Raw genomic sequence first — 11,909 nt, forward strand, 5'->3', positions numbered from 1 at the left:
TACGCCGTTTATCCGGCGTCTTCTTGGTCTTTTCTGCACTCATGACTCAGGAAATATACGTCCTGCTTCTGTGCGCCTTGACTAGACCACCTCACCTTCACTCAATGGGTGATGCTTTACAATTGGTCCAAGGCTTCTGGTAACCCGCTACTACACTTTGTGCTTTACCACAACGAGACCTCATTGGCTAGAAAACAGGTCGAAATTGACTTTGTCAACTGGGCAGATTCGAATGGATTTAAGACAGACTATAAGGACACTATACCAGGTTTAGCTAGCAGAACCTTTGATGCATTGATAGACGAAAGCGCTTTCCGTGCGCTAAGCTTACTCACTATTGCTGATGGTATGGTTCGTCGCACAGACCCTTATGGGGTTCATCCTTTGCTGTTGGCTTATATACTTTACGACACTCGAAACGGCAGACAGTCCATTACTATCAACGAGTTACTAAGTGAGCCAGGCAACATAGGCCGATTTTTCGGCTACAGTCCTAGCAGCTTAGAAAACCGGCTGAACGACTTGGCCAACATTGGGCTGGTCAAACGCATACAATCTGCTAACCTGAACATGGTAGAACTACCTTACGTTGGGTCCCCTCTCGCCTTAGTAGAACAGTACTATGCAGAGAACTGAGGAACTGTTAGCTAACATCCGGCGGGCACGAAAACGCACTGGGGCCATCTTAGCAGATGGCCTTTTTGAGGCTGTTATTGAGCGGAGCAAACTCAGTGGCTTTGCAGTGGTCGATGGTTCAGTACTCCATAGCGGAAGGGTACTACTAACGGATGACCAGTTATTGGATAAAGTCAAGCTACTAGCCGGTGGTGTGCCTTGCCTTTTTCTGAACCTGGAAATGTATGTTGCACCACGGTTAAATGACCCAGGCTATCTGAAACAGCTTGTTCATAAGCTAGTAGTGATGGAGCCAAAGCAGCCAATTGTGTTTTTACTGTATTCGGCGAAAGTCTTTTCTTCGTTCGATTCCATATATAGCCAATCGTTGCCTACCTCGCAGCACACGCTCAATTTGACCGATAATCAGTATTTTGCATGACATATGACTACGCTAAGCAGTTTAATTCAACTCTCAACGGCTTTCTCCGCTGAGATTGACTTATCGACGGATTTTTGCTACAACCTTACTGCTCCCGACCAGAAGATTGAAGGCTACTTGCCCAATCGCAGCTCGCGCCGCGTAATGAAGGCAATTCTGGACACTATTTCGCCAGGCACTGACCACAAGGTGCACCTCATTCAGGCGTCATACGGTACCGGCAAGTCTTATCTATTACTTATGCTGGCCCACTTGCTGGGCAACAATGACACCGAGGTGCTGGCTACTTTTCTGCATAAAATTGCAGATAAAGAAGCTCAGATTAAGGATGGCTTAACTGCAAAGCTGACCGCTCTTACTGAGCGCGATGACAAGTTCTTGGTTGTTATCCCTAACTATGGAGAAACTGACTTTCGGCACGCGCTGCTGAAAGGACTGATTGTGGCTTTGGATAAGCAAGGTCTTAGCCGTCCACCTACCATGTACCAGCGTGCTGCTGAGGTGTTGGAAGGTTGGGAAGTCTCCAACGAGGAAGGGTACAAGAAATTTGCTAAAAAGCTCAGCGGCATCCGAATTGAGGATTTCATAGGGCTGCTCCGCGACTTAGATGCGCCTACCTATCAGTCATTTAAAACCTATTTCAGAGAGATTGTTCAGAACTCGTTTGATGAGTCAGATGTGGCTGACGTGTACACTGTGTATGCAGAGACTGCTAAAAGCATCGCAGCGCAAGGCTATCGAGGCATTGTAGTGCTCTACGATGAGTTTGGCGATATGCTAAACAGAATGATAAACTCGCCAGAGGGTTCTGGCCTGGCGGTGCAGAAGTTTGTAGAAGGGGTGAAACGTGCTGGGAATGGGGCAAACATTCTGTTTCTGGCCGCAACTCACCAAAACCCTTCTTCTCTGCAAGAAGATAAAAAACAAGATATAAGCAAGATTATCGGCCGGTTCGATACTCATTTGCTCGGTGCTACGAAAGACACATTGGATGGCTCATCTGATGACGTAGAAATCACCGATGCCACCGAGATAATGGGGACGGTTTTCATTCGGCCAGCCGATACTAAGCCCCAGTTAGATGCGCTGCTTAAAGCAGAAGATTACGCGAGTAATGCAACCGATTTAGTACGTAAACAAGGACTGTACGGCAAGCAAACCGCAGAATGGATAGGCCACAATGTGGTCGAGAACTTGTTTCCGCTCCACCCTCTCACTGCCCGGCTATTACCTAAGTTTTCGAACGAGTTCGCACAAAACACGCGTACTATGTTCAATTTCCTCAGCCCTAGTCAGCTTGAGGTAGGTGGATTACAACACTTTCTAAAGACTCAGCCCTTAACAGACAGCGGTGGATGGCCTACCCTCTTTACACCTGACCGGCTATTTGACTTTTTCGAGGCCAACCTCAAAGAGGTAAAGTTTGGCATCAACCTGCTTGATGATTATAAAACTGCTGCTGCCAAAGTAACCGGAGAAATTGATGCAGAACGTTTGCTTCGCAATGTTCTCATAATGAAAGCTGTGCGCGACAAGCGGTTAGCCCCACGTCGAGAAATGCTATTTTGGGCACAGAACTGGCCCGTTACTCGCACCGCTGAATTTAACGCTCTGCTGGATGGCCTTGTGAGCAAAGAATGGTTAGAGCAGAATCCAACAGACCATACATACGATTTTCCATCCTCGGGCGCCCTATCGGTGGGCAATGTAGTAAAGGAAGAAGAAGCTAACCTAGCTGGCTTTAAGCTGGGAACTTGCATAGGCATTTGGAATAGCCTGGAGCCCCGCCCAGCGCTCGAATCGGCTGAGCAAACCGAGCGTTATGGTGCACTAAGGCGGTATGAAGTAGTTCCTATTTACCAAGCATCCGACCCGCGTGAGAAACTAGAAAAGCTGGCTGAATACTATAAAGGCCAAGCTGAAAACTGGTCGACAACGGGCTATGTCTTCCCGTTGATAGCTGATAATTCTGATGCTATAAAACAGCTTGTCCAAGGAGTTGTGGCCAATAAAGCCGCGCTACCTTATGTATTTTATGCTCAGCCACGAGACCCGCTGTTTTTTGCTGAGCCACTGAAGAAGACGGTGAAGTACGAGGCGTTGCGAATTGCTATGCAGCGCGACGACATCGTTAATAATCCTGCCCGCAAAGAAAAGGTAAGCGAGCAGCTGCGCACCGTGGAGGCAGAACTACGTAATATTATTAAGCGCCTGTTCGAGCCAATTAACTGGGAATGGTTTTATGCAGATGATAAAACCGCTCGGGATTTCACAAATATCCGCAGCTTCAACAACTGGTTCGATGAGAAAGTAGACGAACGGTTCTCAGAGGTTCCCACTATTAAAGACGAAGCTTTGTGGTTCGTCAAACGGACGGTGCGCGCTTCCGACCGTGATAGGGCGTTTGCTATTATCTATAATGCTGAGCCCAACAAAATCCCGCTAGATAGCACCGGTAACGCTCCAGAAGAACGTATTTTACGCAATTTCTTTCAGAAGCTTACCTTATCAAAACAGAAGTCTAGCGAGAAAAGTATTCAGTACGGAGATATTACTTCACCTGACTCTGGCACACCTGAAGCAGCCATTTTTAAGCACTTTGATAAAGTTCTGAAAGGCAAGGATAGTGGTGCTCCAGCACCTGAGCTATTCACTCCGCTGTTACAAGCGCCTTATGGGTTGTCAGAGCACCTGATTAAGTTTTTCTTTGGGTGCTATGTACGCTTTCACTCTCTGCAAATAACTCTCTTCCAAAGAGGGATGTTCAAAGAGAAGAATGCCGAACTGTTCAAAGAGCTGTTTAAAAAACCGGTTGATTTTAAAGTTCGTCGAGTAGACATGTCCTCTAAAGAGGAAAGCTATTTCAAAGATTTGAGGGACTTATTTGATAAAAGAACAGCAAACTCATTTGGGGAAATCGCACGTCAACTTCAAGGAATACAACTCTCAGCACTGCAAAAAACGCTAATTTCACAGCAGGGTGGTGAGGTGAAGAATTTTTTCGAGGCTGTTGCTGAGTTAGGTAGACAGGCAATCATCCCGGAGCCAGAAGCACGAGCACTTTTCCTGGAAACCTTACCGAATAGCCTGGTAGGTGCTGCTTCGCAGGAAGCTTTTGAGGATGACCCAGCGAATAAACCTAAGCTACTTGACAAGCTACGTACTTTCAGGCAGTTTCCCTTAGATGCGGATAAGAGGTTTCGCTTAGAAACCCTGCAGCTATTGGCGAAAGAGGTTTTTGGGGAAACCATTATCAACAAAGATGAAATCCTTGGCGTAACGCAGCGATGGTTTAAAAGTCTATCAGCGGCCCAGCGCATGGCTTCCTTTGCCAATCCGCGCATAGCAGCTTGGGTGAACCTCATCAAGAATGGCCCGATGGGCAAAGACATTCTGTCTTGGTACTTCTCCGAGTTAACTGATACTCCCCTGAACGATTGGGAGGGCAACCTCCATGTACGCCAATCAAAGTATGTGCAGGAGTTCCAGGGCTATAAAAAGTCTGTTGAAGACTTCATTATTGACCCCATTAAGGTGCTGCAACACATTGCACGGGAGGTCTTTGAGGTGCCTGTCAGTGAATGCCCTACCGAAGCTGCTTTTGGGACAATGTTTAAAGCTTGGTGGACTTCGCTAGGACAGCTCAAACAGACTCATAACTACCCTGACACGGCCGCGAAGTGGCTGCTGGATAACATCGATTCCACCGCGCCCACTACGGCTTTATACCTCGATGCTATTCCTCGGCGCTGGATAGAAAAAGGGAGCCTGCCAAGCATTATTCCTACGAAGTGGGAAGAATGGACTGAGACGCACGTGGCGGCTGTCGCTGCTGAATACCGTCGATGCTACAACGTAATAAATGCCTGGCAGCCACCCGTAACGGAAGAAGAGTTCTTTACCGGAGTAAGCCAGGTATTTGGTTTAGCGGGCATAACCTGCATTGAGGCCCTGAACAAAGGCATTCTGTCTGAGTGGTTCACCAACTTGCCCGCTCGCACCCGGGAAGCAGACTGGCTCAATAAAACGTCGGATGACGCATTATTGCTGAATCAGCTGCTCTCCGAAACCTCGCTCTATAGTTTGCTTACGCAGACATTACCTACGCGCTGGGCCTTACCAAGCTTAAAGGATATCAGCGCTGAAGAACTACCCCAGTTTCTAAAGAAAGTGGAGAATCTAAAAGGTAGTGTCGAGCAGTATCGCCGGCCCTTGCTAGAAGTTGTTGCTGCATTCGACAGAAAGAAGAAGTACGGGCATGAAACAGAGTATCTGAGCTCACTTTATGATAATCTGCGTAGCCAAGAGGCTTTTACAGTTAAAGCAGATGGTGATGAAACATTGCTTACCGACTCCTTAGCTAGGTTGATGCTCAACCGCGCTAGAAGTAAAGCAAGCCTGGGCAAACTTATCGAAGAAGTAGCAGCTTACCTCGGGCTACCGATTGACAATCATATCTGGGATAAGGACCAGCAGAAGGAGTTCGTAAGCAACTGGAATAAGGCTATATCGACTATTCAAGCGTGGTCTTTTCCTGAAGACCGCAAACTGGATGATGCTCGAGTTGAGTTAAGTAGCTTCATTCAAGAGTTCTGCGACACCAAAGGCTTGACTTCTACTCAGCGATGCAAACTACTCAATGACCTCTTAAACGAGTTGGTGCCATCTGCGCAGGTACTATGAAAATTCACCTGGACCCTTTCAGTTTGCAGCCTGCCTCTGATGCACTAGAAGTGGCAGATGATGCGAGTTATGTAGTGGCACGCTGCTTACTACTTGACTTCATGCGTAGCACTGAACAAAGCAATCGAGACGTAATTGTTCGGCAAAAACCGTGGATTGAATGGTTTGGTGACCTACCTCAGTCTCTCATAGCGCGAGTTTCTCCTTTGGCATTACTCCGCCAAAGGCATCCCAATGTAACGCTGCCAGTTGACCTTACCGAGTACGATGCACAAGAGTTGAACTTGCTCATTGATATTGATTTTGAGCCTTCTGTTGCTGGCATTACGAAGCATTTTTTTGGTAAGCTGTTAAAACAGCCCGTTAACTCTGACGCCTCTACCATATATGCACTGACACGATTTGTTGTTCAGAACCCCACTCTGTTAAACAAACGGTATCTCCGCCAGCTCTGGGGCCAGTATTTGGAGCAACTCCCAAGTGCTTTGGAACCGCTTAGAATGGCTGACGCTGCCTTTGCTAAAGCATTAGGAGATGGTATTTATTTTGGTGGCAACGCTGAATTGGCTTCTGATTGGGAGCATGATAATGCTGTGTGGTTAAAAAGGGTTTACCAAATCCAAATAGCTGATTTACAACAACTCAAAATACTAAGCTGGACAAAGCGGCCATTTAAGCTTATTGATGCCGAGTCAGTACTGGAGAAAAAGGTTAAGCACCACGTTAAAGCGGAGCTTGAAAAAGGTACGCCGCCGTTAGAGATACTCTCAGGACACTATAGTGGCGAGTTGCAAGCTGTACTTTCTGCTGCTGCTAAAGTCGATGCCGCATTATTATCGGCTCTAGAAGCCCGTTATGCGGATATCATAGCAAATGACCCACAACTGCATAGACAGCTTCAGACACTTGTCAATACTGAACTCGTAGCCCCTCCAACTAAGCAAGATTTAACTGGCTTACCAGTATCAGAGCAATTACGAGTTTGGCAGAAGTGGGCTACAGCCAGCTTTATCCCTTACAAATTCTGGCTTGACCAAGTGAAATTGCCGGCAACCGAGGTGCTAGATAAGGTTGAGAAATTTTCCAATCAGTATGGCGATTGGTTGTTTACCAACTACTCGACACTCATTGATGATGAGCGCATTCTAACAAATAGTAACGTTCGGCAACGAGCCCAACAGTTGCTTAGCTCACCTGGCAGCCGACTCATTTGGCTTATAATCGACGGCTTGCCTGATGCTTACACCGCGCTTCTAATGGCAGCGTTGAAAAAGCACGGTCTCAATAAAATCGAGGCGGAGTATGCACTGACTGCCCTACCTACTATTACAGCGATAGGTATTCCGGCGTTGCTAAATGGGCTTAGACCCGATGCTTCTTCTTTTATTTCCGATTCTAAGAAACGCAAGGAAGCCTTAGTACAAGCATTTCCTAATCAGAAGGTTGTCTTTTCCAATTTAACTGGAAATTTTGCTGAAACACTCGACGCTGACGCGGACTTGTGCTGCTTGCATTGGCGCGAATTAGATACCTACCAGCACAGGGAGGATAATGAGATTGAAGGAACACGGGCTGATTATATTGGCCACGAGTTGGACAAGCGTATTGGGTTATTAGCAGCAGCTATGCGGGCGAATCCTGACCGTCGCACACGACTGCTCATTTCAACTGACCACGGAGCTACCCGCTGTCTGCGTAATGAGTCCGGTATTAGCAATAAGAAGATAAGAGAGGCCGCTGCCGAATCACACGAGCGCTGTATAAAGCTTGTGGGCAAGCTAGAACATGAGCACCTTGACGCTGAAGAAACTTATCATTTGACGAAAGCAATAACCCATAACCAAGATGATTGGGTAGCCGCACGTGGTTATCGGTACTTCGGTAGAAATGACCACGGCTATCGCCATGGCGGACTATCGCCCGAGGAAACCATTGTACCGGTTTTAGTAGCAGAAATGGGCGTGATAACTGTGAAGGAGCTAGTAATAAGCTACTTCGGCAAGAAAGAACTGGAGTTGGGTAAAACACTTAAAGAAGTACAATTCCGCATATATAATCCCAATGATTTTATCGTCGAGCTACGGGCCTTGTCAATTGCGGAAGACTCGAAAACCGAGTTTGTTCTTCCAACTCAACTAGCACCAAATAGCAGCGTGACACTGAAGACTAGGCTAAAGCTGCCTTCATCGCTACGCCCTCAAGACAAATCCGTTAGTCTAACCGCCTCACTGGAATACGTGTTACAGGGAGACAGCCACACTGCGCAAGCTTCTTTCCCTGTGCCCATCCAACAGGCCAACGAGTTGGATGATTTTGACTTTGATAACCTGTAGAGTATGAACGACGCGCTCCGCCAAAAAGTAACTGACGTGTTCGAGTCAGACAGTATTGACAAAAGCCTATACAGTGGGTCTGGCCTTAACGAGCAAAGCATCCCGGTGTTTGTCGGGGAATGGCTTATTGACCGCCAACTAAAAGGGGGCGAGTGGGATGAGGATGTCAAGCAGCAGGTAATTGCATTTGTACGCAAGTTCATGCCAAGTAAAGACGATGTTGAAGACCTCAAACAACGTCTACGCAATGGTGATAATGTCTCAGTACTTGAGTACGTTAACCCAAGGGTAGACTTAACTAAAGACCAGACCTTTTTAGAATCAGGCAGCCTCGGTAATCAAAAAGTTCAGATTGAGGAACACTTGCTTAGTCGCTATCCCCGCTTGCTCAAAGGAGGCATGTGGGGTATCGCTATTTATCAGTACCGCCGTACCGATAAAGGGGGGGAAGTATGGCTGAGCGAATTCAAGCCTTTACAAGCTGCCAAAATAGAGGTTGACGAGTATGTGGAAAAGCGCCATTTATTCTCCCGCGAGGAGTGGACGCAACTTCTTATCAACTCTCTCGGCTACAATGCTGAAGGCCCAGGAGGCTATACGGAAGATAAAACTCGCTTGGCACTGCTCACACGCTTAATTCCGTTTGTGCAAAGACGGGTCAATCTCTTCGAACTAGCTCCGAAAGGAACTGGCAAATCTTTTCTATTTGGACAATTCTCACGCTACTCTCGTCTGATTGAAGGGGGCGCTGTTTCTCCGGCTGTGCTTTTCTATAACGAGAATACGAAGGTGCCAGGGCTATTCACCCAGTTTGATATCGTTGTGTTTGACGAAGCACAATCCCTCTCTTTCAGCAGTCCGGACGAAACGGTAGCCAAGCTAAAAGGCTACTTAGAGCAAGGCAAGTACTCCAAAGGCAAGTTTACGGTATCAGCAGATGCTGGCGCAGTCTTCATTGCCAACGTTCAAATTAAGTCAGATAAAACGCCTGTTAACGCCAAGCATTTATTCAGTGACTTGCCAACTATACTGCAAGAAACTGCCCTCCTCGACCGTATCCACGGGCTACTACCTGGCTGGCACCTACCACGAATGGGCGTTGACGCACTATCGAAAGGCGTAGGCTTAAAAGCTGATTACCTAGGCGAGATATTTCATGCCCTTCGCTTTCGCATAGAGTATGACAAGTTTGTGGAGGAACGGCAGCACTTAATTGACTCTAAGGATTTTCGTGACGTTCGAGCCATCTTAAAACTATCAGCTGGCTTCCTTAAGCTTTTGTTTCCAGACCTTTCTACAGTTACGGAGCAGGAATTCGAAGTGTATTGCCTGCAACCTGCAATCAACCTGCGTCAACGTTTGCGTGAGCAGCTCGCTTACATGGACCCGGAGTTCTCGCGACATGAAATAACCCTACGGCGTGGACCAGCCTCAGCAATGAAGCACGAAGTTGTTTCGGTAGAGGAATCCGAAGCAACGGATGGTGTAGAAGCTTGAGGCTACCCTAGAATTTCTGTCCTTTCGCTATATATTTCTTTGTAAAACAGGTTCTATTGCATCCTAAATTATTGCATGCAGGTAATAACATTGGGCAAGCCCTACCCTCATCCTAATCCCTACCCTGGGCAGAATGGTGCACGAGCGCAACTCACCGATAGCTTTATAACAATTCTGTGTTGCTTAAATCAGCCATCAGCACAGGAAATTAGTTTGTGGCGGACAGGAAGCATTCGCTACGGGCTTCACGAAGTAGCTCCCGGACTACCATTTATTCTGACTGACCTAGGCCAAGGATGGCTGTTCGATGTGACGCTGAATCTGCGCCGGCCGGGCACGCCTGAAGCAGAAGCCGTCGCCCTAGTCTGGCCTCAGCAAATGGGACAGCGGCTGGTATATGTGCTGCTCGATGCGACTACTAACATCGTGCATGGTTGGCAGAGCTTCCAGGCAGCGCCAGCATTCGTTCAAGCCGTCCGCGCCGCCGCTGCCCGACAGTTGTCCATATTTGACAATGAACAACAAATTGCTGCTAGCCTTGCTAAAGGGGAGTTAATACCGCTACAACAGATGCAGGCGTCAGTCCATTTTTATGGATAATAGTCAGGCTGTTTCTGCCCGTACCCTTCTACAATGGGGATGGTCACCGCTCCACGCCACCAGCATCGCGCGTGGAAACACTGGCCGCGCTACGCTCCTGCGCGGAGGGCGCCTTTTCCATAACGCCCACCGCACCTTTCAGTTCGTCCAGCGACCGGCTGCCACTCAGGGCCGGAATCTTCTCGGCCGCGTCGATGGATTTGCCCACATTTTCCCGGTTCAGCCCGCCGATGAACGGCGTGCGGGCCACGTGCCGGGCCACCTCCTGTAGCCGGGCCGCATCCAGCCCCTTCCCATTCTCACGGAGACCCTGGGCCACCTGGCTGGCCGCCTGCTTAAAAACAGCCTGAGCCTCGTCGTGGGTTTTGGGCAATACAGGCACTTTCACCGCTGCTTCTTTTACCACCGCTATGGCCTGCACCTGCTCGGCGGCCGTGCGAAACCGCTTGGCGTCGCTGCGGTCCTGCGCGGCATCGGGGCCTTGCAAGCCAGGGTGCTTGCTGATTTTCTCGGCCGCCTGCTGAAACTGCGCCAGGTGAGTAGTAATGGCAATGGGGTTCAGGTTGGTGGCTTCCACTCCTTTTCCCACCGCCACGCCCCGCTCGTAGTTGCCGGCTCCCGGCATATTCGCTACCACATCCATTACCCGGTAGCCGGTCACTTCCAGCTCGCGCCGGGCATCCATCGCCTGCATCGCGGGCGAGAGCGGGGACGGCGGCCGGGCCTGGCTGGGGTCGCGCAGCTGCTCAGCGACCGCGCCGGGGGCGGGGCTGACAATCTGCTGGAACATGACTTTTAGCGGCTGTAAGTTGCGCTGCGCCTCTTGGGGCGCGTGCTGGCGCACCATCGCCTCGTCACGAGCGCGGTTTAGGATCGCCGGGTCAATCCGGCTGAACTCCACCTGGTAGCCGGCTTCTTTGCCCAGTTGGGTGAAGGCCGCTTGCAGGGTGCGGCCGTTGCCATCCCGAAAGGCGTGGGTGTGGTTGTACTGGTCGAGATAGTAGGCCGCGCGCTCGGTAAACTTCTCCTCCGACAGGCCTTTCAAGTTGTTCTCCTTGCCCAGTTGCGCGCCGATGGCATCAAGGCGCTGCGCAATTTCCTTGTGCGGCGCATAGGTCATCGTCTCCTTGAAGCCGGTGACATAGGTGGGCTTGTGCCCCTGGAACTCGCGGTCGGCGCGGGTTTCGCCCGCCCACTGGTACACGCCCTCGAACAGCTTCTTGTGAATCTCCTTAAGGTGAGCCTGGTCGTAGCGCCCGCCCTGGATGCCGCCCAACTGGTTAAGGCGCTCCAGACGGGGCAGCGAAGAGTCGGTTTCGGCCTGGGCCAGGGCCTGCGGGTCAGTAATTCCCAGACGATTCAGCCGCACCCCGTTCTCGTCGCTGAATCGGTCGTTGGCTACCATCAGCGGGCAGACTGAGCATTAGCCTCCGCGCCCGCCGGGGGCTGGTGGCGGGCCAGCAGCATGGCATCGGTCAACTCAACAACCTGGTCGATGCTCAGCTCGCCATCGACGTAGCGCTGCATCAGCGCCAGGCTCTCCAGGCTCGGGGCCGGACCGTTGCTCATCAGCGTGGCCACTGAATTGGTGGCACTACGCTCGCGCTCCTGGCGGGCGGTCAGCTGCTCGGGGGTAAGGCCGGCCGGGGCGGGCGTAAAAAAGGGCTGTTTCATGGGTTTTGGGATAAGGTTTATAGGCACTCTATTAACACTAAAAAGGGCCTAAACGTGGCATTGGA

Annotated in this window: 8 protein-coding genes; 6 read left to right on the plus strand and 2 right to left on the minus strand. The window is 49.8% G+C overall.

Annotated elements, in window-relative coordinates; translation table 11 throughout:
- Positions 1–348: 348 nt before the first annotated feature.
- From HNP98_RS22510 to HNP98_RS19595, 6 genes are all read left to right on the plus strand, one after another.
- The gene (locus HNP98_RS22510; RefSeq protein ID WP_380267721.1) at positions 349–636 is read left to right on the plus strand and encodes a DUF4007 family protein; all 288 of its coding nucleotides are present in this window, start codon (positions 349–351) and stop codon (positions 634–636) included.
- On the plus strand, positions 623–1,057 hold the full coding sequence (locus HNP98_RS19575) for a hypothetical protein (RefSeq protein WP_173811879.1): 435 nt from the start codon (positions 623–625) through the stop codon (positions 1,055–1,057). The genes HNP98_RS22510 and HNP98_RS19575 overlap by 14 nt, the downstream gene beginning before the upstream one ends.
- Positions 1,058–1,060: 3 nt before the next feature.
- Positions 1,061–5,740, plus strand: a complete 4,680-nt coding sequence (locus HNP98_RS19580) for a hypothetical protein (RefSeq protein ID WP_173811880.1) — start codon at positions 1,061–1,063, stop codon at positions 5,738–5,740.
- Positions 5,737–8,073, plus strand: a complete 2,337-nt coding sequence (locus HNP98_RS19585) for a hypothetical protein (RefSeq protein ID WP_173811881.1) — start codon at positions 5,737–5,739, stop codon at positions 8,071–8,073. The genes HNP98_RS19580 and HNP98_RS19585 overlap by 4 nt, the downstream gene beginning before the upstream one ends.
- 3 nt (positions 8,074–8,076) lie before the next feature.
- Positions 8,077–9,570 carry a BREX system Lon protease-like protein BrxL gene (gene brxL / locus HNP98_RS19590; protein ID WP_173811882.1) on the plus strand — a complete coding sequence of 498 codons (1,494 nt, stop codon included), beginning with the start codon at positions 8,077–8,079 and terminating at the stop codon, positions 9,568–9,570.
- Between the two features lie 90 nt (positions 9,571–9,660).
- Positions 9,661–10,170, plus strand: a complete 510-nt coding sequence (locus HNP98_RS19595) for a hypothetical protein (protein WP_173811883.1) — start codon at positions 9,661–9,663, stop codon at positions 10,168–10,170.
- A gap of 43 nt (positions 10,171–10,213) precedes the next feature.
- On the opposite strand, the gene HNP98_RS19600 is transcribed toward HNP98_RS19595, so the two are convergent.
- Together HNP98_RS19600 and HNP98_RS19605 are read right to left on the minus strand one after the other, a co-directional pair.
- Positions 10,214–11,539 carry a Fic/DOC family protein gene (locus HNP98_RS19600; protein ID WP_173811884.1) on the minus strand — a complete coding sequence of 442 codons (1,326 nt, stop codon included), beginning with the start codon at positions 11,537–11,539 and terminating at the stop codon, positions 10,214–10,216.
- Positions 11,540–11,574: 35 nt separating this feature from the next.
- Entirely contained in the window at positions 11,575–11,844 is a 270-nt protein-coding gene (locus HNP98_RS19605) for an antitoxin VbhA family protein (protein ID WP_173811885.1), read from the minus strand.
- Positions 11,845–11,909 lie beyond the last annotated feature (65 nt).

It is taken from the genome of Hymenobacter caeli (genome assembly GCF_013294115.1).
GTDB lineage: Bacteria > Bacteroidota > Bacteroidia > Cytophagales > Hymenobacteraceae > Hymenobacter > Hymenobacter caeli.

What these genes read in the sequence shown, in the direction of transcription:
- HNP98_RS22510 (WP_380267721.1), top strand. Translation starts at nt 349, where the DNA reads ATGGTTCGTCGCACAGACCCTTATGGGGTTCATCCTTTGCTGTTGGCT.
- HNP98_RS19585 (WP_173811881.1), top strand. Translation starts at nt 5,737, where the DNA reads ATGAAAATTCACCTGGACCCTTTCAGTTTGCAGCCTGCCTCTGATGCA.
- HNP98_RS19605 (WP_173811885.1), bottom strand. Translation starts at nt 11,844, where the DNA reads ATGAAACAGCCCTTTTTTACGCCCGCCCCGGCCGGCCTTACCCCCGAG.
- brxL (WP_173811882.1), top strand. Translation starts at nt 8,077, where the DNA reads ATGAACGACGCGCTCCGCCAAAAAGTAACTGACGTGTTCGAGTCAGAC.
- HNP98_RS19575 (WP_173811879.1), top strand. Translation starts at nt 623, where the DNA reads ATGCAGAGAACTGAGGAACTGTTAGCTAACATCCGGCGGGCACGAAAA.
- HNP98_RS19580 (WP_173811880.1), top strand. Translation starts at nt 1,061, where the DNA reads ATGACTACGCTAAGCAGTTTAATTCAACTCTCAACGGCTTTCTCCGCT.